Source organism: Neobacillus bataviensis (assembly GCF_019969725.1).
Map to the genome: position 1 here is coordinate 103,810 of NZ_JAHXYW010000001.1, position 26,746 is coordinate 130,555.

Consider the following 26,746-nt stretch of genomic DNA (forward strand, 5'->3'; position numbering starts at 1 on the left):
CACTTGATTCCCCAATAAAAACATCAACAAAATCACCTAAATTATTATCTTTTATTTAATAAAATTTCCTCCTTGATTTAGAGATAACTCTAACCTTTATACTTAATCAAGTAGCGAGTACAGAGGCAAAAGCAAAAGAACCCCCATTGCTTCGGGGGCATTTTATTGAAGATAGGAGATGTTTTTTTGGTTAAACGAAATAATTTATTGATTTTCATATTAACCTTAGGAGTTTTCGGAATTCTAAATACCGAAATGGGAGTTATCGGGATATTACCTTCCCTTGCAGACCACTATGATGTCAGTGTAACTCGAGCAGGGTTGCTGGTGAGCCTTTTTGCGCTTGTCATTGCCATATCTGGTCCAATTTTGCCGTTATTATTTTCAGGAATAAATCGCAAGAAGGTCATGTTACTCGTCCTTGGTGTTTTCATTCTTGGGAACAGTGTATCCATATTTACCACGAACTTTACCATTGCATTGATTGCCCGTATCATCCCAGCATTTTTTCATCCAGTTTATTGTTCATTGGCATTCTCCGTTGCTGCTTCCGCAGTTCGGAAGGAAGAAGCTACAAAAGCCGTGTCCAAAGTTTTTATTGGAGTATCTGCGGGGATGGTAGTGGGTGTACCTATTGTAAGTTTTATAGCTAATGCCGTTTCAATTGAAATGGCGATCGCATTCTTTGCCATTGTCAATACCATTGTATTTATTGTTACATTACTATTTGTACCATCGGTACCTGTTAAAGAAAAACTTTCTTACGGATCTCAATTAAGCGTATTAACAAAATCAATAACTTGGCTATCCATTGCAGCTGTCATTTTCATGAATGCTGCAGTATTTGGAATTTATAGTTATCTTGCTGAATATCTGAAAACTGTAACGAATATGCCTTCAAATACGATAAGTTTAACGTTATTCATTTATGGTGGAGCTAATATTATTGGAAACATTGTAGCAGGAAAGTTACTTACCCATAATGCCAGCAAATTGGTAGTATCTTTTCCTTTTGTTTTGGGAGCTGTTTATATCATATTTTTCTTCGCAGGAAAGTTTACCGTACCTATGGCAATCATTACTTTGATATGGGGAATTTTGGCTGGCATTGGGGGTAATATCAATCAATATTGGATTTTGTCTTCAGCTCCCGAAGCCCCTGATTTCGCAAATGGTTTATTTATCACATCATGTAATATAGGAACAACCATTGGTGCGGCTGTAGGCGGGCTATTTATATCAGAAATGGGTACAAAATACGTCATATTTGTGGGAATCTTATCATTGATACTAAGTTTGGTAACCATTCTACTAAGAAACTATATGTATAGTCCTGCAAAACAACTTTCTGTATAAGAAATAAATTCAACTTTTTATAAAAGCATCCTGTTCATTTTGGATGTCTCCTGTCCTACTATCTTATTAGATTTTTGGCTATGAAAAAATCTGCCCTATCCCTCGGCAAAAAAATGGAGGAATAAAAATGTCAAACGATATAAAAGTTGCGCTTGTCACCGGTGGGAATCGAGGAATTGGATATGAGTTGGTCAAACAATTGGCTTTGGACGGTTTTCGTGTCATTTTAGCGAGCCGGGATCCAGAGATGGGTCATAAAGCTACACAGAAGCTAAAGGATTCAAATCTGGACGTTTCGTTTATGGTGATAGATGTAGATAATCAAGAAAGCATCCATCAAGCAGCATTTACAGTAAATGAGCGATTCGGAAGATTAGACGTGTTGATTAATAATGCTGGCGTGTATTTGGATAAGAATCAAAAGTTAGTGGCCATGGATCCTTCCATTCTGGAGAGGACGATGGCAACGAATTTCTTCGGCGCATACCATGTGATCCGATCCTTTATTCCCCTCATGGAAAAACAAGGTTATGGGAGAATTATTAATGTTTCCTCGGAATATGGAGCCATGAGCGAAATGCAATATCATGGAGTCGGCTCTTATAAATTGTCTAAACTTGCCCTAAATGGATTGACACGATTGGTAGCGGCAGAAATCCAAGGTGATATCAAAATAAATGCGGTCGATCCTGGATGGGTAAGTACAGATATGGGTGGGCCATCTGCTCCAAGAACTCCTAAGCAAGCTGCTGAGTCAATCCTCTGGTTAGCGACGATAGGACCCGAAGGACCTAACGGAAAATTTTTTAGAGATGGGAAACAAATCGATTGGTAACAGTTTATATTTACACAGATGTACGATAACGTAGCAGCATGCAATTTGCTTACGTATCAAATTTTACTCTCTTCAAAAAAAATGAGTTTCCGCTAGACCAAAATTTCTCCTGGGCTGTCAGTAGTGAATGATTAGAAACTACTACAGCTCCAAATATTAAAGCAGATATCAAACGTTCTAATTATAGATAAAATTAAAGACCACCTTTTTTTCAGCGGCCTTTAGTTTTCTTATTCAATTAACGACCCCGTTTGTTTAAGTACATTTCTTCACGACTTTTCAGTAATATTAGCATTAATATCTATTAAAAAATCACCTCACCTTTAAGAACTCATAAAGGTGAGATGATTTTAATCAAGCTTTACAAAATCCCCTTCTTTGATTTGATTCTTTTCAAACCATCCAAGATTCACTTCAATAGCATAATGATAAAAAAGTTCCGGATTATAACTAGGACATTCTTTCTCCTTACAAGGAACCATATCTAGTATTTTTAGAATTTTCCCATCTGTATCAAGAAAAGCAATAGATAAAGGAATTAATGTGTTTTTCATCCAAAAGCCACCATATCTTTTTTCTGAAAACACAAATAACATCCCCTCGTTTTCGGGTAATTTTTCAACAAACATTAAGCCCTTTTTTATTTTTCTTTTAGTATCTGCAACTTGAACGGTTAAGCTAGTTTCCCTGTTTCCACTGAGTATTTTTATCATTTTTGTTCTTATTCTATTTTTCATGTTCACTCACCTTTGAGTATTATTTAAGCAGGAAAGAAATTTGATATCTTTTAAAAAGAAATTATGAGATTGAAATTTCCTGTTTTCGAAATAAAGAAAACAAGAAGAAAAAATAAATAGGAAAGCTACTTTTCACTCCTAATACTTATTCTATGGTTTTAAATTAAATACATTGTTTTCATTAATTACAGCAACAATATATAAGCTGAAAAGAAAAAGCGAACTCCTTTAAAGGAGCTCGCACACGTTGGGTCATTAAATAATTGTATTTATTCAGTATTCGCTATTTTTCGGTTAAGTACTTTAACCATTGCTCGTGGGGTCATTTTCAACATCCGTTTTTTTTATACCTTTACTTATATAAGGTTTTGCACTCTTTTTTTTGTTTGCACTAGCTTGCCAACGATTCCAACCCTTCTTGTCTGTTCCTCTCCCTGTACCACCTTTTCCTTTAGCTTTACTCATAAAATCACCCCATTATTATTCTAGGTTGAGTTACCTATTTTCTGGTTAGTTTTAATCATTTTACTCGGTTATTAACCACTCATATTGCATTAAATAACATCCATCCAGTCTCCCATACTATTGTGTAGAAAATAAACTAACATTATTTCGGCAGGTGAATTATCATAAATTGCGGCCCTTATATAAAAATCATCTACTTCTAATTACACTATTTTTATGATGTGACTCACTCTTTATCACAGGTGCATTTTTTCCAATTATTACGCATATCACTACAACAATCGCTAAAACAATCGTTAGCCATGTAATCGATTCTCCTAAGAACAATACAGAAAATCCAATCATTAAAAAGGGCTGTAAATATTGAATCTGTCCAACTCTTGCAATCCCTCCTAAAGACATCCCACCGTACCAAGCGACATATGCTAAAAATTGGCTTACAACAGCTAAATAGATCAAACTTATCCAAGCTTCGATAGGCGCCTGTAACATATTTAATGATATGCTTAAGCCAACAGGAATAATAAAAAACGGGGCTCCAATTAATATAGCCCAAGCGATGACTTGCCAACTGCCAATCTCTTTTGATAGTTTTCCACCTTCTGCATAACTTAATCCAAGTATTAAGACAGCTACAATTAGTGCAACATCCCCATTTTGCAATTGACCTAAACCTAAATACACCGCATAAAGAAGCACTGCTATCGCACCAATAAAACTCGCAATCCAATAGCGCTTAGAAGGTCGCTCTCCTCCACGCCACATAGCAAAACCAGCTGTCGCTAGTGGCAGTAAAGCCAATTCAATTGCGCCATGTGAAACAGGCAGTGATTTCATTGCAAATGTTGTTAATAACGGAAAGGCGAGTACAGCACCAACTGCAACAATACCTAAGCTTTTCAATTGTTTTTTATTAGGTAATGATTCTTTTTTTATGATAAGAATGATACTTACGATTATTGCTGCAATAACTGTCCTACCCAACCCAACAATTGTCTCACCGAAATAAGGGACAGCAATACTTGTAGCTGGTAATGTAAGACTAAAACAAACTATGCCAATAAAGCCGATCAGCATTCCTCTTTTTATATTGTTTTCCATTCAAATTCCCCCTTCACAAACATACAAATGTATTCCATAATCATGGTTAAAAGGAATAGGCAATTAAACATGATTGTAATTGATATAAACTCTTTTTAATACAGTAAAAATCCACATCTGTCATGGGACAGATACTAAGGAGAATATATATGACAACAAAATATAAGGGTATTTTAGAATGGGTGATACAACAAATAGAGGATGAGCAGTTTAAAGCAGGAGATAAATTACCTTCTATCCGGCTGCTCGCTGAACAATTTCAATGTAGTAAAAATACGGTTGAAAAGGCATTACTGGAATTGGAACAACAACATATTGTCTATGCTAAACCCAAAAGTGGCTATTACGTTGTTGATTATTATCAAACACCCAGTCCGAATGAAAAAGATATTGATTTTTTATCTGCTGGGCCAGATAAACGTATTATGCCTTATGGGGACTTTCAGCATTGTATGAACCAGGCGATTGACCATTATAAAGAGCAATTATTTACTTATAGTGAGCAACAAGGACTTTTTTCTTTGCGAAAGGAGCTTGCGAAGTATCTACAACATTTACAAGTATTCACGAAACCTGAACGACTTGTTATAACTTCCGGCTCACAACAAGCGCTTCACATTTTGTCCGTCATGCCGTTTCCAAATGGGAAAAAGAATGTATTAATTGAGCAGCCTACTTACTTTGGAATGATAGATACCTTACAGTTAAATCACATTACAACATTAGGAATTGAATTAACAATGGAGGGGATTGATTTTGAAAGGCTTGAGAACTTATTTCGAACCAATGATATTAAATTCTTTTACATCATTCCAAGATGCCATAATCCACTTGGGCATCATTATACAAATGAAGAAAAGAAAAAAATTGTTGCTCTTGCAGAAAAATACGATGTATACATTGTAGAGGATGATTTCTTAGCAGAGTTAGATACGGATTTAAAAGCAGACCCTTTGTTTGCGTATGAACCTAACGGAAGAGTCATTTATGTAAAGAGTTTTTCGAAAGTATTTTTGCCAGGGCTACGTATTGCTACTGTTGTACTCCCTGAAAAAATGATTCCCACCTTCGTAAGCTATAAATTTAGCACTGATTTCACTTCATCGCCACTTTCACAAGGAGCATTAGAAATCTATTTAAAAAATGGCATGTTTCAATATCATTTAGAAAGCGTAAAAAAATTGTACATAAAAAAAATGAAAACATTATTAGAAGCCTGTTCATTGTATTTACCGAACTATATACAATTTACAAAGCCAAAAAGTGGTTTTTATCTCACCATCTTTTTGCCTTCACATATAGATGTCAATAAATTGATTTACCTATTACATGAAAAACATATTTATGTGGACAACGCTTCTAGAATGTACTTAGCTGAAAACAAACAGCAAGCAATTCGACTAAGCATTTCACAAGTAAATGAAGATAAGATAAATCTCGGAATTCAACAATTAGCAACTTATATAATCGATATGTGTGAAAAAAAGAAATACAATCCACTCTCGTTTAAATCTTATCATTAAAGTCAATAAGACATCTTTGTATCATAGGAAATGATAAAAGTCCTTATGCTTTTTACAGAAGGACTTTTAAATATGTTTATAATTAATTCTTATTCCTAACTAGTTCATCGCGATCCGATGCCATTGGAGGCTGTTCCAACCATCCATTTTTTATCATAATATTAGCTCCATCTTCAGCATACAACTGAACCTCTAAGGAGAGCCTGTTATACATTGCACTAATATCACCTCTAGGACTTTGACTGACAGCTGTACCGTAAAACCCTACGCTCAAAGTAACCAATCCAGATGTGTAGAACATCATAAGTTTATCAGAAAATGTATACGCAGTACTATTAGTTATTTCTGAATCCCATCCCATAGGTCCAGGGAGTTTACTTTCCTCTAACTTTCCTCTAAATAATTTAATATGTTTATTCCCAATTTCTAAACCTTTTAAAAAGAATTGTGTTACATCCTTATTTTGTGCAACCTGACTAAATCCAGTGAGTGTCGCAACTCCCAAAGCGTTTCGTTGGAGATTGGCAAATAAATTGTCAACTTCAGCAGCTGTTAATGGTCTTTTCTCTCCAAACACATCTAACATAAACCATTGCTTTTTCACAAATTCAACCTTTTCTAAATTAGGCATGCTTGGAGACCTGATAAATAATCCTTTTGACAATAATAATTCCGTTGAAATTTTATATAATTGCATTGTTTCGGCAAGGCATTCCATATAATAGTCTTTAATGTCATTTCTTACAGATGCTGCTACACTTCCAGCATATGATATGAGACCAATCTTAGACATTTGGTTTATAAAATTAAGTACAAAGCTGTCAGAATAAAGTCTAGGAGCAGATAAGTCTACATCCTCTTCTATACTAAAACCATATGGAACTACATTTTTTTCCTCTTTTAAAATAGCTGTAATCTTTTGAATATGTGACTGAGATAAATCTAAAGCATATTTAATTAGAGGCTTAATTTCTTCATCCTCAGCTTTTTCTAAAAAAAACGAAAGTACACATATGCTTGAACTATCATTTAAGTATTGTATCCAGATTTGAGCAATCTCACCTGCTGTTAGCCTAATCTGGTTTCCCTTTTCTTCCATAAGTAACCTCCAAAAAAGATATCCTAAAAAATACCTTCCCCATAAATTACGTATAGTATGTATTAGTTACCTTAATACCAACTGTGCAGAATATGAGCCCAGCAATTGAAAAAGCTCATCATGTACTTTTATAAAGGACTTAATTAATATGATTGTCCCTGATAAACCAGATCCTCATGCCGCAAAAGTGTTGCAAGAGGCACTAGGCGGTCAATTTGGTGAAATGAGAACAATGATGCAGTTTTCATTCCAAAGTGCGAATTTCAGAGGAAAAGCAAAACCTTATCGTGACTTAATTAGAGGGATATTTCTTGAAGAGCTTAGCCATGTTGAACTAGTTCAATCGACCATTAATCAACTATTAAATGATTCTGGTGAAAACTTGCCAGGTAACCAAGCTTCTGAAGGTGCTCCATTGGATGATGTTATACAATCTGGTGCCAATCCACACCATTATATTATGGAAGCCAAGTCTTCACTTCCAGTTGATGCAGGAGGTAATCCGTAGAATGGATCATGGGTATATGACCATGGGAATCTAGCTGCAAACCTTCTAAATAATGTTATCCTAGAATCCACTGTGTTCTTCAAAAGTCAAGAATTTACGAGATGAGTAACAATAAAACATTAAGGGAGACGATTGCGTTTCTATTTGTTCGTGATAATGCTCACCAAAATGCTTTTGCAAAAGCGTTAGAAACTTTATGTGTTAATTGGGGCAAACTATTTCCCATTCCCAATTATGATTTAAACAAATATCCAGAATGTCGTAAATACGTGGAAATGGGATTCCATAATGCACAATTCAATTTCCGCCTTGATAACACGCGCATTGGAGAAATCTTTCAAGGGACAACTCCAAGTAGGAATGGCGGAGATCTTTCAGTCGTTGAACCGCCAAGTGGCTATCCCTTTCCCGAATTCCCTGATATGCCAAATGAACCCTGAATTATGTTAATCGTAATTCCAGGACTGTTTTTGTTTTAAATTGTTCCTTACCATAGCGAGAAAGGCTAAATTGTCACTTCTGGTTTATCCCTCATAGTCTCCCCTTCCCCAAAAAGATTTTCGGGTTCTTTAAATAAGTTAGATAATATAAGCAACAAAAAGGATTGCCACAGCAATCCTTCCTGAACTTAAATCCCCATATTCTAATAACTATTTTAAGCTTATTTATCTTTTTTAAAAAAGAGGCCATGTCCATTTTCTTGCGGAACAAATCCTGATAAAGCCTTAGAGTTCTCTACCCTATTTTGTTCTGTAACTGTTATAACTGTGTATTGATTCCCATTTTCATTAGGACTGTTTTCTCGTATATCTTGTTCCTCTCTTGTTACAATTCTATATTGGTCCCCCTCTTCAATATCTGCTTGTCCTAAAAATACACTTTCTGAAATTGGTTGTTCTTTTGCCAATACTTCTGTGCTTCCCAAGTCTTTCATAAATCCAATACATAGTATGAGCACTCCTACAACTACAAAAATAAATACTGATTTCCTTTTCATAAGTAACCTCCTATTTATTTACCAAATTGTTACATTCTATTAAATCTAAACAAATAATATAACCTTCAACTAAACTGCATCGGTTAGTACAGTAAGAAATAAGACCGCCGCAGTGAACTACGGCAGTATGTTTTTTGAATGTAAAAAAGCCGAAAAAATGCAAGAAATGAGTAAAAACTTGCATATTTTCGGCTTATTGATAATTTCTATTATAAAACAAAAGGACACGTTAATTGAATTCTTATTGAATTTTCGCCCCCTTCGTATGTCTTAACTGCTCCAACACACTTGGGTCCTTGATTTTATTATCCTCCGCAAGTATCATGACCTTTGATAGGATCTCCGCTGTTTTTGGATCTTCATCTAGGAATGGCAGGAAGAGCTTTCCTCTATGCTGCGAGTGAACTGGTAGGATGTTCAGGTTTCCACTTGCTTGCTTGTAGGCCATGGCACTACCTAAGTGGACACCGTATTCCCCGAGATTTCCTTTGATCATTGCGAAGTTTCCTTCGATCCTTACATTGTTAATTTTCATCAATCTTAGAGATTCCTGTAGGATGGCTGCTCTCATTTCAATTGTTGTTAGGCTTGCTTCTGGGTCAACGCCGCCAACATGGGCGATACTTACGACTAGGTCTACATCTCTCATTGTTTCAGATAAGATGATTTTTGGTATTTTGCTTAACTCTATGCTTTTATAGGTGTTTCGGTCAAAGAATTCTACCGTTTCAAGGGTTGGGCTTTCGACGTCAGAAGGTGAGAACCAGTCTGCAATTGCATAGATTTTTGCAATGATGTTTTCCTTATGATAGACCTTTTGCAGTCCTTCTTCATAGTTAACGGTCCACAGGCGATTTCTTAACAAGGCAACAGCTTTCTTTGGCTGAATTTGGTATCCTGCATAACGTCTGGATTCTGTTCCCGCTGCTTCTTCGTCTGCATTTAGTTGGTATAGCTCACGGAATACCTGTTTGAATGGCTGCTTGATTTGCTGATCAAATAGATACCGCTGGTAGTCACTCCAGCTGCCGCTTTCATATAGGTGAACCGGGTGAGCGATTGTAACTTTATCGTCTGTTTGAAGCTGATAGCTTTCCCCTGTTGGAGTTTGAAGCTCTTCTCCAGTAAAGAAGCCTAATTTGTCACCAGCCTTGAACACAAGCTTTTTCACAAGTGGAGCAACAACTGGATTTTTCATCATGTTGACGAGTTCCTGTATTGTGAATGGTGTTTCTAGCTCCATAGAGCGTTCAAGTTCCGCTTTTGCTCGGCTATATTGCTCCTTCAGCCCTGTGTTTACTTCTTTTAGCTCTAAGATGTATTCATGCTTTTTGTATTTTGGTGGGACGGATTTCAGCTCTTTGTTGTTTTTGATGATCTTGATGGCACCCTTCCCATTTACATCAATCACTAGCTGAACCGTCATATCGTCAATCTCCACTGGCTCTAGGACGTGCAGGACCTCTTCCATTTTCCGCGCTTCCATCTCCCAGCGTAGTCTTGTTACATCCTTAAACCCTGCATTTCGAGCGAGGTTATCTAGTGCAATCGTAACAATCTTTGCTTCACTTGCACGTCGCTGTGCTCCAAATTGCTTGCTTTCTTTTAAAAATTTCTGTATGAACTCGTAGCGCTGTAAGACATCATTCGTGTTTGCTGATTCGATTGGGATCAAGCTGTAGCACAGCAAATGATCCTTGTTTCGCTTCGTTTCAACGGAGGTTTTTATATCCTCTAAGGTTAGCTTACCAAGTGTCGCATCAGCAAAAAGCTGGGCACGGCGATGGTTGGCACCTGCTGAAATATATTTTGCACAATCATATAAAATATTGAAGCGCTCCTCACCTAATTGCTTGTAAGCCTCTTTGAACCAATCAATATCAAAGGCACCATCATGGAATTCCTCTGGTGTGATCGGTGAATAGTGCGCAACTATCGTTTCCTTTTCAGCAGAGAAGGATTCGTTCGTATGCGCATGGAAATACCAGGATGCACTCTTTAGCCCATCCCATTTTAAATATGCTGCTACAATATCTAGCCATTGTGGTGCATACATCGCAGCCTCAAGTAAACGTTTGTCAGCGATCTTCTTTTCTTTTACAAGTTGTGCCAGTAGCTCCTCGTTCTCGCCCTCCTTCGGGTGACAAACTTGTAGTAAGTGGCTCAACGCTTCCTTCTTTGTTATATTCATATTGTCATAGTAATAGAAATAGCCACGGACGAACGATTCTTTATCGAGCCCTGATAATAACGTTATCAAATACTCCATTCCCTCGTAATACATGATACCTGTTGCATGTGGAGTGACCTCTGTTTGGAGGTCACCACGCTTCAGTTCAATATCAAGGATACGTGCGATGACCTTTTCTTTTATCGGCTCAATAGAAGGATGCTCTTTCGTGATGCCCTTCTTCGCATTTGTTAGATCTAAAATGTGATCTCTACTATTCTCTCTTCCTAATAACTCTTTTGTCAGTTCATTCTCGTCAATAAGCTGTAGATCATAGGCTCGGACTAGCTCTTCAAGGTCTGGACCAAATCTTTTAAAGTTATTAATAGTGTATAACTTATATAATAGAAGCAAGTAGGTTTTGTTGGATGCCTCATCATACACATTTGCCTTTGCCCAATCTAGCCACGGGAATGCAATAAGCTGATACATCTGGCGCTCTGACTTCCGCTTCTCCTCAGGGATAGCCTCAATCATCGTATGAAGCATCCCACTTGCTGTTTCGAATATGTCTTCTTTGTTAAGGTCCTGGAAATAAGACGATACAATTTCGTTCATCTGACTATAATAAAGAAGCTCAGGTGCAAAGGTATAGAATGCCTTTACCTTCTTTAATGGATAAACGCTATCGAGAAACTCCTTGCGCCAATCAGTTGGCTTCTTATAGTCATCCATTTCCCAGCTGTTAATCCTTTTATAATAATAGCGATACACTAGGTCTAAACTGAACATGACATTTAGCTCGATAAGCTCTGGTGTAGTGATTTTTGTTGTTTTAAAATAGTCCTCCCAAACCTCAGCTAGTGGCAGGTCATCGATTCCCTCCCGCTTGTCCTGCATGTTGACGTTTTGACCTCGTCTTAGAGTTGTACCCACTAGGTGCATTTCCTTATAACCATACCAATCGACTTCATATTCGTGCTCGCGATGCTCGTGAATTAACTCGGAAAGGCCAGTTAGGATCTCTTGGATTCTTGTAAAATCGGTCGAGAACACGTTACTGGTTTCGACTTTTGGGATATGGTCAGTTGGCAACTTGCATTGTTTTTCTGGATCGTATAGACCGAAACCGTTCTTTAAGTTATATTCCTCTTTTGTTGTAAGCTTGCCGATTAATAGCTTTTCTTTTTCAGTCGGAGCCTTGATAACCTTGCATTTGTCTTTTACCTTTTTGAATTTTTCCGGCGATGCGTCTTTTAACTCTGAGATCATTTCAAGTCCGCCGACCCGTTGCAATTCACTTTTACTTGTTAAAAGTCGGTCTAATGATTCTTCTAGTTTTTCGTCTACTAGCTTTAGTAAAAGCTTAATAGCACTTTGACGGAGGTTTCCTGTTTTTAATTTTAGGATTGCTTCAACTTTGTCTATTTCGTCTGGTGCGAGAGTTAAATCTAGGATCCGTGTCATCGCTTTTTCACGATTGGTCATGCTTTTATCAGATAAGCATGCAAAAATATACTCCCGTTGAGCAGGGTTAGATTGATCTTGAGTAAAGCAATCGAGTAAATAGCCTCTCGTGTCTGAGTCGTACATGTCTTTTTTCTCGATGATTTGCTTGATGAGTCCCTGGTCCATATCATAGGCAATCAGGTAAAGCATCTTTTTTACGATGGAGTCAGCAGAGTACGCTACCTCTAAGCCACTGAAAACCCTGGATTTGATTGTTATTTCTTTTTTAGGAGCAGTGTCTAACATTGCTTTTAAAAGAGTGAACTGGCGTAGTCGCTCGGACCTTTCTTCAAGTGCCGGAATGCGTTCGAACTCGATTTTATGAATATACTGATTGGTCTTACGGTTCCAGTTCCACGAAAAATAGCACTCGTACGTATAGTTAGAGAGCAGAAAGACCTGTAGCTCCTGGTCTGTTTCGTCTAGATGCTTGGAGGCAATCGTGTACTTGAGCAGGTCGTTCTGACTCTGGACGAGCATATATTGGGCGACTATCTTCTGATAGGTTTCGCCGTTATCCATAAGCGCGTTTACCTGGTGGTTGAGGTCCTCCTCTTCGATTACTGCACTTGCCCATAGACTTGTGTACAGCTTGTTCAAATCCTCACTCTGCAGCCACCGCTTGCGGAGGTCAGGATTTGTTAGGCATTCATGGATGTATTGAATCATTTGCTTGGTAACGCGGGCCTGCTCTGCCTCAAGGGTTAAGCCTGTCCACACGTCGATTGCTCTAACAACAGAGCTATATCGGATTAGGTTGTTGTCAAGGATAACGTTAAGCAAGTGTGTTGTTGCCGCTAGTGTGCCTTCATCCATAGTTTCGACGATGTTTTGGCGGAGACCCTCTTGAAGTCTCGCTGCCACAAGAAGCTCGCCGATGATGGTATAGGCTTCCTCACGATGGCTGAGCAGCATGCCCTTTATCATCTCTCTTGTGAGGAGGGCAGTGTTGTTGTCACCATAGATGACTTCTTTAAGTGCGCTTAGCACGTCGTCGTTTTGCTGGTCTAGCTCGAAGGCGATAATGTCGCTGGTTACCTGGTTGTTTAGGTCAAGGTGCCGGTTTGTAAGAATGTCCATGATGGTAACGTTGTATTTTGCTAGATCATGGAGTGATGCGCACTTTTCGATGATTCTGTTTAAGTGGGCTGTTATGTTTTTGGTGCGGAATGGTCTCCGGTCATAGCCCGTTGAGTAGGAATACTCGGTTGCGTGATTGATGATGTATTTCATGACAGTAGCGTGGTAATCGCCGAGTACATTCCGCGTAAAGTCCACTAGCCGGTTGAGCTTGTCTTGGTCAGTTTCTGCTTGCTCATTGAGCGTATTGGTGAAGCGACGAATATGTCGTTCCTGGTTATAATAATCCGTTTGCATGTACTTTAGGATGTGCCTTGCTAGCTTTTGATCCTTTTCATCGAGTGTTGCGATCTTTGCTTCATAATCTATCAAATTATTTTCGCTTGATTCTATCGTCATTTAGGTATCCTCCTTTGAGTGGACCTGGGGGACGGTTCTCCTGGTTTCATTTTGAGCCACAGGAACGTCCTTCTTGTTTAGTTCAGTCATCCTACCACATCCGGCCCGTGAGCATTGTCAGGCGTATGAACACGACTTCGGCGTCCTCTGTTACCTCTAGTGGGGTATCTAGCTTCTCAGCTTCTTCGTCATTTATGAACACCCGGTAAAATCCGTCTTCAAAGGCTTGAATGGCGGTTTCGATTGCTTTCGTTAGATCTGCTTGCTTGTCATTATATAGTGTTTGGAAGCCTACTTTTCCGGTTTGGGCTTGCTGCTCGATTTCTGAGTTGGAAAGAAAGTTAATAAGTGGTGTTTCTGGATTGATAGCTTTTTTGTTGAACGGTTCGACGTTTTGTGTTACCACTTGGGTAATAAGTTCTCTTAGTGTGTTTGGTTTTTTTAGCATCTCGTATGATTGTTTTGTGATGAAGTTTTTGCGTTTCGCTAGGGATTTTAGTGATATGTAAATGTTCATAAGCAATTTCCTCAATATTTCATTTTTATTAAATATTATCATTTCAATATATGTTATTGTTGCTTTTTCTAATAAATTTCTTTGATTGCTTCTTTGACAAACCTGTCCGTTTGTTTAAGTACAAATTTTCACAATTCTTTGTTAAAATAAATTAAATATTTAATTAGATAAACCGGACTAGAGGTGAAGTAAATTGTATTGGACTCCATTATTTGAAAACGATGTACCAGTAGCACACTATTGCTCTTAATGGAGTAAGGGTGGCTACATCTCTCCGTTAGGGGCATTTTGACCTAATTAAACTACGGAGGGAATAAAAAATTGAAAAACACCTTATTAGGTTCTTTATTTTTGATTTTGGCTTCCAGTATTTGGGGCGGTATGTATGTGGTTGTCAAAGTTGTAGTAGCGGTCGTAGCTCCACTGGAACTTGTGTGGTTAAGATATTTGGTTGCTATTGTGGCACTCCTTATTGTCGGCTTCGTCACACAGCAAAATTGGCGTATAGAGAAACGTTATTTCTTATTAATTATAGCCATTGGAATTATTGGTAACGCCATTTCAATTGTCACTCAGGAAACTGGAACAATGCTATCGTCTGCCCAAATGGGAGCGATTATAACTTCGTCTACCCCAGCGTTTATGGTTATATTTGCTCGCTTACTACTAAAAGAACGGTTGACCTTAAAGAAGATTCTGTCCGTTTGTTTAGCAACAGTTGGGGTTTTTCTTATCGTTGGAGTCGGTCATTTGGATGTATCCAGTAAACTTGGAGGCATCTGGCTACTGATTGCTGCTTTAACGTGGGCACTTATGTCTGTACTTGTTAAGCGTCTTCCAAGTGACTATTCACAAATTGTGGTAACGACCTATTCAATCCTGGTAGCCCTAATTGTGTTGACTCCTTTTGTTTTGCCACGGTTACACGAAATTAATATTTCTCAAATGAGTCACCCAACGATCTGGGGGGGACTTTTGTATTTAGGTATTGTCTCAACAGCAGGTGGATTTCTACTTTGGAACCGTGGATTACAAATGCTTAATGCTTCAAGCGGGGGAATATTTTTCTTTTTTCAACCCGTGGTTGGAACATTGCTGGGGTGGCTTATTTTAGGAGAGACCATAGGAGTAATGTTTTGGATAGGATCTATCTTAATCCTTATAGGTGTTTTATTCGTTATTAAACAGCAAGATTAATATTCACCCCCTTCAATTAAAGCTGAAGGGGGTTTAGATTTTTGTAGGGAAATAATTGAATTCTTCTTAATTAAGAAAACAGGCTCTTCAAAACAATCCTATATTCAACTTACACACCAGTCACTTAACAAGTTTTAGTTCTAACTCATCTTTTTGGCGCAAGTGATGACGAAAATGCATTCCAACCAAATCATACCATTCCCTTGCATTCAGCCATCCGAACCCTCCATGTTTTACTTTATAATTTGGGTTTATATGATCCACTTTTGATTCCCATTGTCTCAACCTTAGAATTACTTGATCCATTCTGCTGATAAGTTCGCTATCTAAATTATTAGGTGGAGTATTTAGTTCATCCGGTAATTTAATTTTAATTGGTGGAAACCCTCCGATCTTAAATAAGTGCTCACCAAACTCCGTTTTCCCAAGGGGTTGTTCATCTTTTAAGGTGGCACATGTTTCCGAATTATCTAGATACTCATGGGCAACAAGGATTAAATGGTCATACATTTGCCCAATAGACCAAACCGCTTCTTCAGATTTATATCTTAGCTGTTCCAAAGAGTAATTTTGAAGCTCGTTTTTGTAAGAATTAATCAGTTTAAGTTCGCTCAGTTTAATTCCCCCTTTGTATTAATTAACTCAAATCTAAAACTTTTTAAATTTTTTGTATATGTAACTAATTATTCAATTTTCGATTACTTTTTCAACAAACCTGCCCTAGCTTTAAGCAGGCGTCCTATCATATGAAATAGTTTCATTGCAGCTTGAGCTTGATTCCTCTTATTCTATTATACTTTTCGTAACTTAAAGTACTTTTTCACAATCTTTTGCTTCTAACCATTTTGGTCGGAAACTCCTTCTCCAATTAAACTCACCGTTAATTGAATAAAAAATAGGATCGCCACTGCAATCCTATCATCACCCGTTTGTTTAATTTAATAATAAATCCTCTATATACTTTCCAATCTTGTCCTTAAGAAGCTTTATTAAGGACATTTTGCTTGATCTCGGAGCCAGTTTTGTCCTTAATAAGTCTTTTAAGAGTGCTAGAAATTAATTTATTGGAGTTTTTTCAGCAACCTTATTAACTCCGTTTTTTTTATTTATTAGCTCATCTAGCTAAACAGAATTTCCTGTTATTATCCAATTGTCTCCGATTCCAACCGGAATCCTTCCACGACCACCTCTTCGTCGACCTCCAGCAATAAGCATCGTTTTCCTTCATAAGTAATATATTTTACATATTTCAGGTCTTTCGGGTTGATGGTTACATTGGCCAATTTGGTCTCGATTTTTATGGTCTTTGGAACTAAGCTGCTGGCTTTGAATTCATATTTTTCATCATCTATGATTTTTTTAATGGCATGTTCCACTTTTGCTGTCTCTACATTTTCCACGCCGCTTACGGTCAAAATGCGTTCGATATCCCGAGAATCCAATGTAGGAATTTCACTTTCTTCATTTTCTTGACTCTCTTGAACCAACTTATCGATTTCCTCATAAACATTGGAAATAACCCGGGATTCCACTTCGTCTCCCATCACTTCTTTTAAAATAAAATCGAAGCAGTCCTTATCTTCCTGGGCAGTAATAATCTCTTCGCAATTGAGCACTTCTTCAATAAATCTAGCATCTGGTTGATTCGCTTTCCCTGCACAATAGAGAAGATGGTTTACATCTGCCGCATTGTCATTAAAAGCAGGGAACAAAAAGCCGGACAATGGAGAATCTAAATTAATAATAGGATCAAAGAAGTTATGCGATTTGAATTCTTTTTCAATATAATCAAAAGTCAAAGCACTTTTCGGTTGATCCGTTTTATTCAGACTGCAAAGGATAAATGGGCTCGAATAGACTTCATCATCCCCGCCTTCTTCGGTTTCCGCATTCCGTTTCCGGGTCGCTTTTCGGTATTCTCCCCGGATAAAGGTCACCACTGTATCAAATTCATATTTCGTGTTCGCAAACATTTTCAAGACGATTTCCAGCATGTATTCTTTCCAATCATCGGTTGACTCTTGTTGTAATCCTTCGAAAAGGAACATTTGGGTGCTGTCTTCCACATCGCGAATGAATTTCAGCTCAAACAGTTTAGCATCAAGCTGCCCTGTTAATACCTTCTTAAAGTTTGTTAAAAACAATTCTTGCGCTTCTTGTTCTAACATTTGAAACGGCTGGCTGACATGATGGTAAATCTCGCCTGATTCTTTCTGCACATAAACATTGAAGATTTCTAGAATTTGCAGGTTGTAATTGTCTAATTTAAATTGTTTCCGGATATTAGCGATATCTTTTTTATTCATTTGATTCAACTCCCATCCCTGATTATACTGTTCAGGAGGAGAAATAGGAATACTCTATAATTCCTACTCTCTAATGATTGGGTTTTTTAATAAAAAATGACAGGACTACATTCATCACCGCTAACCCTAAACTGATAGTAAACACAAGTGAAGAACCTTCTGATGCTGCTAGTGTTGGTTCATTTGCAATGGCTAAGTAACTATTCTGTTTGGCTGCCATAATCGATACCATTACTGCAATACCAACGGCGCCTGCTACTTGTTGGATTGTTTGGGTTAACGCAATTCCGTCCGGATAGTATTGTCTGGGAAGCGAATTTAGCGTGTTTGTTTGTACATTTGCAAGTACCGCCCCAATACCTAACATCATGATAATATGAGTTACCACGATCATCCATAAAGCCGTATCTGTGCCAAACTGGGAATAAAATAAATATCCAAGGGCCACTAGTATAGTTCCAGGTGTAATAACCGCTTTAGAACCATATAAATCGAATAAACGGCCAATGGTTGGCGCTAATATACAGTTAAGCAGGCTTCCTGGCAGCAGGATTAAACCAGTTGTAAAAGCAGCGATAACTAAAGCCATTTGCATATACATTGGCAAAATGACAAGCATGGACAACATATTAAAAAACGTTATAAAACTCATAATAATACCAAGCACGAATTGCGGGTATTGAAATGCTTTAAGATTCAGCATCGGATTCTTCATTTTCGTTTGACGAATTGAAAAAAGAATCAATGCACAAACCCCAGCAATGATGGAGACCATAACAGTTGAATGCGTCCAACCGTGCTCACCGCCAACACTCACTCCATAAACAAAACCACCGAATCCAATCGTCGAAAGAATAATAGATGCTGCATCAATTGAAACCTTACGAACCTCATTTACATTCGGTAAATAAAGAAGCCCGAAAATAAGTGAGAATAGTATGAAAGGGATTGTAACCAAAAAAATCCAGTGCCATGATAATGTATCTAGGATAAGACCGGCTAATGTTGGTCCAAGCGCTGGGCCAGCTAACATAACTAAGCCCATAACTCCCATTGCAGCACCACGTTTATTTGGAGGGAAGATTGTAAAAATAACATTCTGTGTTAATGGCAAAGTAATCGCTAAACCCGCCGCCTGAACGATTCGTCCCGTAAGTAATACACCAAAAACAGGTGCGGCGGCTGCTAGGATTGTCCCGGAAATGAATAGTGTTACAGCAGCAATAAACATTTGCCGTGTTGTAAATTTCTGCATCAGGATACCTGTAACCGGGACTAAAATGCCCAGAGTAAGAAAATAGGCTGTTGCAAGCCATTGAATCGTAGTAGCACTAACATGAAAGATTTGACTTAAATCTCCTAAAGCGATATTTAAGGCCGTTTCACTAAAAAGTCCGACAAAGCCTGCCACCAAAAGTGCAGCCATGATCGGGCCGGTTTTGACTTCTGTTGTAGTTCTCGAGACTGTATTGCTTTGTTTTTTTGCTATTGATCCTGTTTGTGTATTCACGTATTAAACCCCTTCAATAATTTTTTGGCATTACATTATTGTCAACTAGGTTGACTAACTTAGTTTAAAGAAAAACCACCTTTTTGTCAACCAAGTTGACAAAAAGGTGGTTTTCTTTTTACCCGGCCTTATTGTTCAATTCCCCATTCTAACTTTAATAGATCTTTAAGCATATTTACTTGCTCCAAACCTATTTTTTCTGCGATTTTATCCTCAAGCTGGGCTTTAAGTTCTGCATTTTTTTCGTAGCATTCCTCACCTAAAGCTGTTAGCTGGATACACTTCTCTTTCTTGTTGTTTTCTAAGTTTGCAATTTCTACTAATCCTTTTTCAGAAAGATTTGTAATAAACTTATGAATGGCTTGGCGGGATATTTCTACATTTTTGGTAACATAGGAAATGGTCGGTCTCTTCTTATAAATCCTGGCCATGATATACCATTCAGAATTGGAAATATAAATCTCACTGTTATCATTCCATGCTTTTTCTGAAATCTTTCGGACCAAACTATGTCGCTCGCTCAACAAATCTATAAGGTCTAAGTGTTGTAATTCAGAGTTAGGAATCAACCCATTCACTCCAATCATATTCTTCGCACCTACTATACAAAATCCGTTATTGGATGTCAATTTAGTTGACTTCCTTCCCTCGAACGTGCTTTTCGGTAATATAATCCGTACATGAATACAGCCATAATGATTACAAAGGAATAGCCAATATAAATATTCCGATAAATATTTTCCGAAGATAAACCTTCCTGAAGGGTTAATAATAAGCCAGAAACTGTCACTCCCAGCCCCGCACCGAAAAATTGCATTAATTGGACGATTCCTATCCCCGACCCAATTTGAGTCAGAGGCAGGATTCTGGTGATCTCGTTCGAAATGCTTGATGAAATGGCCGTAAAGCCCACACTTGCGAACATATAGGTTAAAAGGATGAAATAGGGATTTAAGGTTGTTAACCACGCAAATAGGATAGTGGCACTTAATAAAAATATTTGCCCAAAAACGATAACCGGTGCATTCCCAAAGCGATCAATTTTTCTACCAATAATTTGTCCAGCTATCACCGCCAAAATGGCTCCTGGAAAAATGATTATTCCTACCTCTGCTGGTGCTTTCTTGAATACAGTTGACAGAATAATGGGCATTAAAAACAGATTTGAAAAGTTTATGAAAAACGCTGAACAACTAATAAATAGAAGTTTTGTATATTGCTTATTTCTGAGGAGTATTGGTGGAATAAACGGCTCTTTAATCTTATTCATATATCTCCAACTTACTGTCAATAGTACAGCCGTACCTAATAAAAAACCATATGAAAGTGTGGAGAGAGAAAGTAACAGGCCCGTAACACTAAGTCCCGTTAGAATGGCACCATATAGATCGAAATGTCCTTTTTTAATAATTTCCTTAGGCAATAACCTTAAGAAGAAAGGAATAGATAGAATAGAAAATCCAGTGATAGCGAAAAGATAATTCCATCCTAAGTATTGAGTAATAACTCCTCCTATTACAGGTCCTAAACCAAATGCCAATGAAGCAGCAGACGCAATAATCGCCATCGCTTTTCCACGCCTTGATACTGGTATATAGCGCCCCGCCATGATCATGCTTAATCCCATCACGGCTCCTGCCCCTGCAGCTTGAAGAATTCGAGCTCCTAATAATAAAATAAAATGATTGGAAAAGAAACCGATGATCGAAGCTATTCCTAAAATGCTAATTCCAAAGAGTAGAAGTCTTGAGAGAGGAATAAAATCCGATAGCCTGCCAAATGTCAACGTTGATATAGCAAACATGATTGAATAACCGGAAACAAGCCAAGATGCGGTGGATGAGTTCAAGGAAAATTCATGAAGGACAACTGGCAATGCAACATTAAACATAGTCGTATTCATTACTACCAGCAAGGTCGTAAAACTCCAAATGAAAATGAGTTTATTCTCTTGAAAGGACACCTTCATTTCAGATTGGGTAGAATCAATTATAATGGAAGACATTTGTTCCCCGCCTTACTTTTATAATTTTATAATCATTCTAGTAATCTAAAGGTGGATTTGTAACAATGGAAGAAATGATATGCAAGGAGTCCCATTCTCCACCAGAAACTGACACAATTGGGTACTTTTTCGGAAAAAGCGTTTTATCGATTTCATTAATTGTAAATCCTTTTTCATGTAAATCTTTTACTTCACCGCAAAGGTTTTCAAGATCATTTAACTTTTGCTTCAGCATTACTTTTCCGTCTTTTATGTACCCTGAATGGGAGCAAAATATCGTTTCGAAATTATACGATAACAGCATTCGAATGGAATTCATAATTAAACGGATTGATTCACTTTTCATAATGACCTTTGTTTTCGGTGCAACATATAAGTCACCTGTAAATAACCTGCCTGTGTCTTCATGATAAAGCGAGATATGGTCATCTGCATGACCTGGTGTATAAATCACTTTCCACTCTTGACTCTTAGTTTGAATCGTTTCTCCTAGCGGCAAAGCCGTAAACTCTTTTCGTATCCCCCAAGCCAGCTGGCGATATTTGGGATATGGGCAGGGCTGGGCACAAGTGCTAATTCCTTTATCATGTATAAAGATGGGGACATTTCGGTTTTCTTGGAACCATGAAGCTGTCCCTGTATGATCCTCATGACTATGAGTTAATGTAACCAGGTCAATCGAATGGCTTTCATAAAATGGAATTAGATCAGATTCAAGGTGTTTACACCCGGTATCAATTAACATTCCGTCTACTAAAAATACATATACTGATCTTCCTTTTTGTCCTTCCCTTTCAAAGCTTCCCTCAATACAAGTAACGTCTTCTCTTGCGTAAACATTTATCATGCGTTTACTCCCCCTTTCCTTAAACTCCCTTATTCGTGTTACTAATTCCTATTTCAAAAAGGATTTTCTTAAATTGCTGAATTTCCTCTACATCAAAATCGGACATCACTTCTTTATTCATGTCATCCATTTTTTCACATAATAAAACCTCCATAGATCTCCCTTTCTCAGTCAGAAAAACCAGCTTGTTCCGGCGATCATTAGGATCCACTCGCCGTTCTATAAACCCGTTTTGTTCCAACCGATCGATTATTCCTGTTATCGTTGCACTGTCCATAAGAAGTTGTTCAGCTAAAGCATAACCAAATTGTCCATCCTTTTCCCATAGCCGACGGAGCAATGCAAATTGTACAGGCGTCACACCATAAGAGGCTAGCTTAGATTTACTCACTTGATTCACTCTTTGTAAAGCTTTCGCTAGTAAAAAATGAACACAGATATCGAATTTTTCCATCATTCTCCCACCACTATTTATTTAAATTTTCTGACTAATAAGAATATATCATGTTCAAGATGATTTGTATACAAGTAATTCGTATGCAAGTGATTTGCGTAAACGAAACTCACACAGCAAAAAACCTGCATGTTTAAGGCAGGTTTTTTGCTGAAATTATTCGCCCACTATTTTCGCGTTCTTTAGCATCTCTTCTGTTAATGAGATTCCTTCTTCTTGAGCAGCTTTTTTATTGATGTACAACTGAAGGTTTTCTGGGAAGCCGACAGGAATTTCGCTTGGTTTTTTACCTTTTAGAATTTCAACAGCCATTTTTCCTGTTGTATAGCCAAGATCGTGGTAGTCGAATCCATAAGATGCGAAGGTTCCCCGTTTTACAGAATCACCTTCACCGACAAAGGTCGGGATATTTTTGTCATTGGCTACTTTAATCACAGATTCTAGTGCAGAAACAACAGTATTATCTTTCGGAATATATAATACATCCGCACGCCCAACCATTGACTCTGCTGCCTGCTTCACTTCGGAACTGGCTGTGATCGTAGTTTCAACCGCCTCCAGCCCGGCTGCCTTTAGAGCGATGTTAGCATTTTTAACATTAACAACAGAGTTTGGTTCACCGTTATTATAGATGATGCCAACCTTTTTGGCATTGGGAATAAACTTTTTAATGGCATCAATCGTATCCTTAATCGCATCAGGGTGTGTATCGGATGTTCCGGTCGCATTCCCGCCGGGCTTGTCCAGGCTTTGTACTAGTTGGGCCCCAACTGGATCAGTTATGGCAGTAAACAATATTGGAATATCCTTCGTCGAGTTGACCACCGCCTGAGCACTTGGTGTGGCGATTGCCAATATAAGGTCATTCTTGTCGGCCACTAAGTTATTGGCAATGGACTTATTATTGTTCATGTCTCCCTGAGCGTTTTGATAATCAATCTTTAAATTCTTTCCTTCCACATAGCCGGCATCCTTCAGTGCCGCAATAAATCCTTCTCGAGCCGCATCAAGGGACGGATGCTCGACAATTTGTGAAATCCCTATTTTTACCACTTTCTCGTTTTTCTCCTTTGCTTCTCCGCTAGTTTCCTTACTTCCCGCTCCACATGCGGTTAGTAACATTAACACTCCACATACCAAAAGTACTAGACTCTTTTTCACCTATAAAATCCCCCTAAATTATGTATTCTACTAATAAAAAAAGGTTAACCCCCTCATTCTAAAAATTTATAATATTCAGATTTTATCATGCTAAGTATTTCGGGACAATAGTACCTTTCTATTATATGAGAATTTATTCTAGTACGTTTTACCTAATTTCCGTTCCAAAAATTTCTGGTTTTAATACTAAATTTCGGAAAATAATAAAAGAGGAGTAAAACAAGATCCACTGCTGGAGGAAGTAGATTTGGAACATACTTGGTTTTCCTTGATACCGTTTCTGATTGTCATTGGCATGTCTATTTGGATAAAAAACATCCTGCCTGGTCTGGTAGTCGGCCTTCTTGTTAGTTCCTTCCTTGTGTCTGCCCATTTTTTAGGCGGTGCCCATCAGGCCGTCACCTATATCGTGACAACCTTGTCTAATGAGACGAACATGAAAATTATCGGGTTTCTTTATTTATTTGGCGGCCTCGTAGGGATGATGAATATTTCCGGCGGGATTAAAGGTTTTTCCGAATGGATGGGAACAAAGATTAGAACGGAGCGGGGCCTGCTCGGGTTCATCTGGCTTACCCTCCCTTTTACCTTTATGATGCCAATGTTTCGAATCATGATGATTGGTCCAGTCGTCAAAGCTCTTGCGAAAAAAATAAACATTCCGAAGCAAAAGGTCGGACTGACAATGGATATTTCTACAGAATCCGTTATCGTCCTTTTACCCGTTGCCACGGCCTTTGTGGGATTCATGGTCTCGTTAGTTGAAGGCAGCATTAGAGGACTTCACATCGGCCAATCAGCGTATCAGATTTTTTTGCTGAGTATTTTATTTGATTTTTTTGCGATTACGATGCTTGTCATCGGACTCATTCAAACCCTTTGGTCTTCTTCTAGAAAATCACAGGATACACGCTTAAATAATGAGCAGGAACTATTGGAAGAAGAGCATGAATTTCACCGGATGGGCATTAAAAGAGAATTATCCCTAGTCCAATCACAGCCATGGAATTTGATTTTTCCTGTTTTTTTACTTTTAGGACTTTCCTTGTTTCTTCTATGGAAAGACGGTACTGCTAAAGGGGCCAAAACCGTTTTCGATGCCTTTTCGAAAGCTGATGCCACCTTCGTCATGCTTCTTGCCGTATTTATAACTCTAGTGTTATCCTTTGCTTTCTATATCTTAAGACGGCTTCCTTTAAATGAAATTTTGTACCATTTTTATGATGGCGGCAATCAAATGATGGAAGCTATCAGTATGCTTGTTTTGATCTGGTCCTTGACACTTGCGGCCAATGATCTTGGATTTTCCACCTTTATCAGTTCAACATTAGGATCCTTTTTACCACCTTTTTTGACTCCAGCAACCATTTTTTTGCTAGGTTCCCTTACAGGGTATTTTATTGGTTCATCATGGGGAACGTGGGGGCTGTTTATGCCATTAGGAATATCCTTGGCTTCAGCTACCGATGCTTCCATTCCGTTAACGGTCGGTGCAGTGTTTGCCAGTGGTGCATTTGGCGCTTTAGCATCCCCATTAGGCGATACGACGATTACGACAGCATCGATTCTCGATATGCCTCTTATCGATTATGCGCGGTATAAACTGAAGGTTTCTGCTTTGGGAGGGATTATTGCTGTTGTACTATATCTTGTTTGCGGTTTCTTTATTTCTTGAAAATGAATCTCCATGCATGAATGGTTCACCTTGAATAGCTCAAACTAATTAGTAAAGATAATTTAAGGAGTGAACTTCTTGAAGAAAATAAGTTTGGTTTCTGTCGTAATGGTTGCTGCCCTTTTAGGTTTAACCGGTTGTAATAATGATAAAGCATTAAATAACAGAAACAATTTGAGAACAAACAATAATAGTAATAAAGAACTCAAAATTAACAATGTTTCCAACCAAAATCTACGCGTATCAGCACGCGCCAGTAATAATGTGGAAAGTCTTAAAGAAGTCGATCAGGCCCATGTCATCCTTCGAAATAATGATGCCTATATTGCGGTCAGTTTAAAAAATAACACTAGCAATACTGGAACTGATATAATTGGCACCAATGATGGTACGACCGGAACGAGAGATACCACTACAAATAATATCGATCGTACCAGGCTGGGAGGCCGTACGGTTGGATCTGGCGATAATACGAATTATAAAAAAGCGGCATCTCCACTTGATAAAAAAATTGAAAGACAAGTACGTGCTGCTGACCGTTCCATTGATAATGTCTATATTTCGTACGATACTGCCTTCTTTGGTAAAATGACAAATTATACAAACGATTTACGCAACGGAACTAACAGAGATGGTGTTTGGAACGATTTTACGAATACGATTAATGGAGTTTTTCGATAAAGCTGCCGAAATTTTTATTCGGCAGTTTTACTTGATTTACCGTGGCAGCTTTCTTTTGGGCTTTTAGGGCAATGAAACGCCTTTTCATTTACCTTTGACTCTCTTTTTCCGGCTTCTGGGGCAATGATACGCCTTTTCATTTACCGTAGATACTCTATTTTCGATATCTCCGGTAATGAAACGTATTGCTGGAAAAGCACTTCTCACTGCGACTGCATCAGGCGATATACACACCAATCACATTCTTTAATTTGCACTAAATTTGGCTGCTGTCGACCCTCAGGAAGAACATATACAAAAGCCTTATAGTCTCCACTTTCGGTATGTACTGATTGAACAACTCGATCATAATAATTGTCTTTCCCCGGACCATAGTATTCTTCGAGCATGTCCAGTGCTTCAAGTTCATTGTCATTCACTTGATATAGTTCACCATATACCCGTTCTCCTCTGGACTGAACCAAATAGGGATATCCGCTGCCAGAATCCAATAGTTTACCTGTAGTCCAACACTTATCTGCCAGACATTCAGCATTTTTAAGGAGATGGTGATTCCGCTCATACCTCCTTAACGTCCCATATACAAAAACCAAATGCTTCTTCAAACTCAGCCC

22 protein-coding genes and 1 pseudogene are annotated in these 26,746 nt (G+C 38.1%); 7 read left to right on the forward strand and 16 right to left on the reverse strand.

The features are described 5' to 3' along the window. Positions 1-186 precede the first annotated feature (186 nt). Together LC455_RS00560 and LC455_RS00565 are read left to right on the forward strand one after the other, a co-directional pair. The gene (locus tag LC455_RS00560; RefSeq protein ID WP_223587623.1) at positions 187-1,356 is read left to right on the forward strand and encodes an MFS transporter; all 1,170 of its coding nucleotides are present in this window, start codon (positions 187-189) and stop codon (positions 1,354-1,356) included. A 127-nt stretch (positions 1,357-1,483) separates the two neighbouring features. Continuing rightward, complete coding sequence (locus LC455_RS00565; protein WP_223587624.1) at positions 1,484-2,191, forward strand: SDR family oxidoreductase; 708 nt, start codon at positions 1,484-1,486, stop codon at positions 2,189-2,191. A gap of 350 nt (positions 2,192-2,541) precedes the next feature. On the opposite strand, the gene LC455_RS00570 is transcribed toward LC455_RS00565, so the two are convergent. The 3 genes from LC455_RS00570 to LC455_RS00580 all read right to left on the reverse strand — a co-directional run bounded on the left by LC455_RS00570 (position 2,542) and on the right by LC455_RS00580 (position 4,494). Then, positions 2,542-2,928, reverse strand: coding sequence for a DUF192 domain-containing protein (locus LC455_RS00570; RefSeq protein ID WP_223587625.1), 387 nt, complete (start codon positions 2,926-2,928; stop codon positions 2,542-2,544). A 303-nt stretch (positions 2,929-3,231) separates the two neighbouring features. Further along, a complete protein-coding gene (locus tag LC455_RS00575; protein ID WP_223587626.1) occupies positions 3,232-3,393 on the reverse strand; it encodes a DUF3934 domain-containing protein in 162 nt (53 codons plus the stop codon). Positions 3,394-3,582: 189 nt separating this feature from the next. Further along, the gene (locus LC455_RS00580) at positions 3,583-4,494 is read right to left on the reverse strand and encodes a DMT family transporter (RefSeq protein ID WP_223587627.1); all 912 of its coding nucleotides are present in this window, start codon (positions 4,492-4,494) and stop codon (positions 3,583-3,585) included. Positions 4,495-4,643: 149 nt separating this feature from the next. On the opposite strand from LC455_RS00580, the gene LC455_RS00585 reads away from it, so the two are divergent. Continuing rightward, positions 4,644-6,017, forward strand: a complete 1,374-nt coding sequence (locus LC455_RS00585) for an aminotransferase-like domain-containing protein (RefSeq protein ID WP_223587628.1) — start codon at positions 4,644-4,646, stop codon at positions 6,015-6,017. Positions 6,018-6,099: 82 nt separating this feature from the next. Here LC455_RS00585 and LC455_RS00590 read toward each other — a convergent pair whose 3' ends face one another. Then, positions 6,100-7,116 (reverse strand): DUF3231 family protein, encoded by a 1,017-nt coding sequence (locus tag LC455_RS00590; protein WP_223587629.1) that lies wholly within the window; start codon positions 7,114-7,116, stop codon positions 6,100-6,102. A gap of 120 nt (positions 7,117-7,236) precedes the next feature. Between LC455_RS00590 and LC455_RS00595 the strand changes: the two are divergent. Then, positions 7,237-8,064 (forward strand): annotated as a pseudogene (locus LC455_RS00595) (manganese catalase family protein). Between the two features lie 221 nt (positions 8,065-8,285). Here the strand turns inward: LC455_RS00595 and LC455_RS00600 are convergent. The 3 genes from LC455_RS00600 to LC455_RS00610 all read right to left on the reverse strand — a co-directional run bounded on the left by LC455_RS00600 (position 8,286) and on the right by LC455_RS00610 (position 14,227). Continuing rightward, positions 8,286-8,621 carry a hypothetical protein gene (locus LC455_RS00600; protein WP_223587630.1) on the reverse strand — a complete coding sequence of 112 codons (336 nt, stop codon included), beginning with the start codon at positions 8,619-8,621 and terminating at the stop codon, positions 8,286-8,288. A gap of 241 nt (positions 8,622-8,862) precedes the next feature. Continuing rightward, positions 8,863-13,779 carry a DUF4132 domain-containing protein gene (locus LC455_RS00605; RefSeq protein WP_223587631.1) on the reverse strand — a complete coding sequence of 1,639 codons (4,917 nt, stop codon included), beginning with the start codon at positions 13,777-13,779 and terminating at the stop codon, positions 8,863-8,865. 91 nt (positions 13,780-13,870) lie between these two features. Beyond that, a complete protein-coding gene (locus tag LC455_RS00610) occupies positions 13,871-14,227 on the reverse strand; it encodes a hypothetical protein (RefSeq protein WP_223587632.1) in 357 nt (118 codons plus the stop codon). 390 nt (positions 14,228-14,617) lie between these two features. Here LC455_RS00610 and LC455_RS00615 point away from each other — a divergent pair, with 390 nt between their 5' ends. Continuing rightward, positions 14,618-15,493, forward strand: a complete 876-nt coding sequence (locus LC455_RS00615) for a DMT family transporter (protein ID WP_223587633.1) — start codon at positions 14,618-14,620, stop codon at positions 15,491-15,493. A gap of 120 nt (positions 15,494-15,613) precedes the next feature. On the opposite strand, the gene LC455_RS00620 is transcribed toward LC455_RS00615, so the two are convergent. The 8 genes from LC455_RS00620 to LC455_RS00655 all read right to left on the reverse strand — a co-directional run bounded on the left by LC455_RS00620 (position 15,614) and on the right by LC455_RS00655 (position 23,737). Beyond that, complete coding sequence (locus tag LC455_RS00620; RefSeq protein WP_317851404.1) at positions 15,614-16,114, reverse strand: DinB family protein; 501 nt, start codon at positions 16,112-16,114, stop codon at positions 15,614-15,616. Positions 16,115-16,635: 521 nt separating this feature from the next. Next, positions 16,636-17,799: a DUF4317 domain-containing protein gene (locus tag LC455_RS00625; protein ID WP_223587634.1), complete on the reverse strand. Its 1,164-nt coding sequence runs from the start codon at positions 17,797-17,799 to the stop codon at positions 16,636-16,638. A gap of 70 nt (positions 17,800-17,869) precedes the next feature. After that, complete coding sequence (locus tag LC455_RS00630) at positions 17,870-19,225, reverse strand: DHA2 family efflux MFS transporter permease subunit (RefSeq protein ID WP_223588635.1); 1,356 nt, start codon at positions 19,223-19,225, stop codon at positions 17,870-17,872. Between the two features lie 212 nt (positions 19,226-19,437). Then, the gene (locus LC455_RS00635) at positions 19,438-19,896 is read right to left on the reverse strand and encodes a MarR family winged helix-turn-helix transcriptional regulator (protein ID WP_223588637.1); all 459 of its coding nucleotides are present in this window, start codon (positions 19,894-19,896) and stop codon (positions 19,438-19,440) included. A 38-nt stretch (positions 19,897-19,934) separates the two neighbouring features. Continuing rightward, complete coding sequence (locus LC455_RS00640) at positions 19,935-21,314, reverse strand: MFS transporter (RefSeq protein WP_223587635.1); 1,380 nt, start codon at positions 21,312-21,314, stop codon at positions 19,935-19,937. A 37-nt stretch (positions 21,315-21,351) separates the two neighbouring features. Beyond that, a complete protein-coding gene (locus tag LC455_RS00645) occupies positions 21,352-22,161 on the reverse strand; it encodes an MBL fold metallo-hydrolase (protein ID WP_223587636.1) in 810 nt (269 codons plus the stop codon). A gap of 19 nt (positions 22,162-22,180) precedes the next feature. Beyond that, on the reverse strand, positions 22,181-22,615 hold the full coding sequence (locus tag LC455_RS00650) for a MarR family winged helix-turn-helix transcriptional regulator (protein ID WP_223587637.1): 435 nt from the start codon (positions 22,613-22,615) through the stop codon (positions 22,181-22,183). A gap of 156 nt (positions 22,616-22,771) precedes the next feature. Then, positions 22,772-23,737 carry an ABC transporter substrate-binding protein gene (locus tag LC455_RS00655; RefSeq protein WP_263297666.1) on the reverse strand — a complete coding sequence of 322 codons (966 nt, stop codon included), beginning with the start codon at positions 23,735-23,737 and terminating at the stop codon, positions 22,772-22,774. A gap of 286 nt (positions 23,738-24,023) precedes the next feature. On the opposite strand from LC455_RS00655, the gene LC455_RS00660 reads away from it, so the two are divergent. Further along, on the forward strand, positions 24,024-25,451 hold the full coding sequence (locus tag LC455_RS00660; RefSeq protein WP_223587639.1) for a Na+/H+ antiporter NhaC family protein: 1,428 nt from the start codon (positions 24,024-24,026) through the stop codon (positions 25,449-25,451). 78 nt (positions 25,452-25,529) lie between these two features. Continuing rightward, positions 25,530-26,132 (forward strand): YhcN/YlaJ family sporulation lipoprotein, encoded by a 603-nt coding sequence (locus tag LC455_RS00665; protein WP_223587640.1) that lies wholly within the window; start codon positions 25,530-25,532, stop codon positions 26,130-26,132. A 203-nt stretch (positions 26,133-26,335) separates the two neighbouring features. Here the strand turns inward: LC455_RS00665 and LC455_RS00670 are convergent, their stop codons facing one another. Beyond that, a complete protein-coding gene (locus LC455_RS00670; protein ID WP_223587641.1) occupies positions 26,336-26,737 on the reverse strand; it encodes a gamma-glutamylcyclotransferase family protein in 402 nt (133 codons plus the stop codon). Positions 26,738-26,746: the final 9 nt, after the last annotated feature.

Bases quoted from the DNA above. Each gene is read 5' to 3' on its own strand.
- LC455_RS00565 (WP_223587624.1), top strand. From the start codon at position 1,484: ATGTCAAACGATATAAAAGTTGCGCTTGTCACCGGTGGGAATCGAGGA.
- LC455_RS00570 (WP_223587625.1), bottom strand. From the start codon at position 2,928: ATGAAAAATAGAATAAGAACAAAAATGATAAAAATACTCAGTGGAAAC.
- LC455_RS00575 (WP_223587626.1), bottom strand. From the start codon at position 3,393: ATGAGTAAAGCTAAAGGAAAAGGTGGTACAGGGAGAGGAACAGACAAG.
- LC455_RS00580 (WP_223587627.1), bottom strand. From the start codon at position 4,494: ATGGAAAACAATATAAAAAGAGGAATGCTGATCGGCTTTATTGGCATA.
- LC455_RS00585 (WP_223587628.1), top strand. From the start codon at position 4,644: ATGACAACAAAATATAAGGGTATTTTAGAATGGGTGATACAACAAATA.
- LC455_RS00590 (WP_223587629.1), bottom strand. From the start codon at position 7,116: ATGGAAGAAAAGGGAAACCAGATTAGGCTAACAGCAGGTGAGATTGCT.
- LC455_RS00600 (WP_223587630.1), bottom strand. From the start codon at position 8,621: ATGAAAAGGAAATCAGTATTTATTTTTGTAGTTGTAGGAGTGCTCATA.
- LC455_RS00605 (WP_223587631.1), bottom strand. From the start codon at position 13,779: ATGACGATAGAATCAAGCGAAAATAATTTGATAGATTATGAAGCAAAG.
- LC455_RS00610 (WP_223587632.1), bottom strand. From the start codon at position 14,227: ATGCTAAAAAAACCAAACACACTAAGAGAACTTATTACCCAAGTGGTA.
- LC455_RS00625 (WP_223587634.1), bottom strand. From the start codon at position 17,799: ATGAATAAAAAAGATATCGCTAATATCCGGAAACAATTTAAATTAGAC.
- LC455_RS00630 (WP_223588635.1), bottom strand. From the start codon at position 19,225: ATGGCTGCACTTTTGGTGGCAGGCTTTGTCGGACTTTTTAGTGAAACG.
- LC455_RS00635 (WP_223588637.1), bottom strand. From the start codon at position 19,896: ATGATTGGAGTGAATGGGTTGATTCCTAACTCTGAATTACAACACTTA.
- LC455_RS00640 (WP_223587635.1), bottom strand. From the start codon at position 21,314: ATGTCTTCCATTATAATTGATTCTACCCAATCTGAAATGAAGGTGTCC.
- LC455_RS00645 (WP_223587636.1), bottom strand. From the start codon at position 22,161: ATGATAAATGTTTACGCAAGAGAAGACGTTACTTGTATTGAGGGAAGC.
- LC455_RS00650 (WP_223587637.1), bottom strand. From the start codon at position 22,615: ATGGAAAAATTCGATATCTGTGTTCATTTTTTACTAGCGAAAGCTTTA.
- LC455_RS00655 (WP_263297666.1), bottom strand. From the start codon at position 23,737: ATGTTACTAACCGCATGTGGAGCGGGAAGTAAGGAAACTAGCGGAGAA.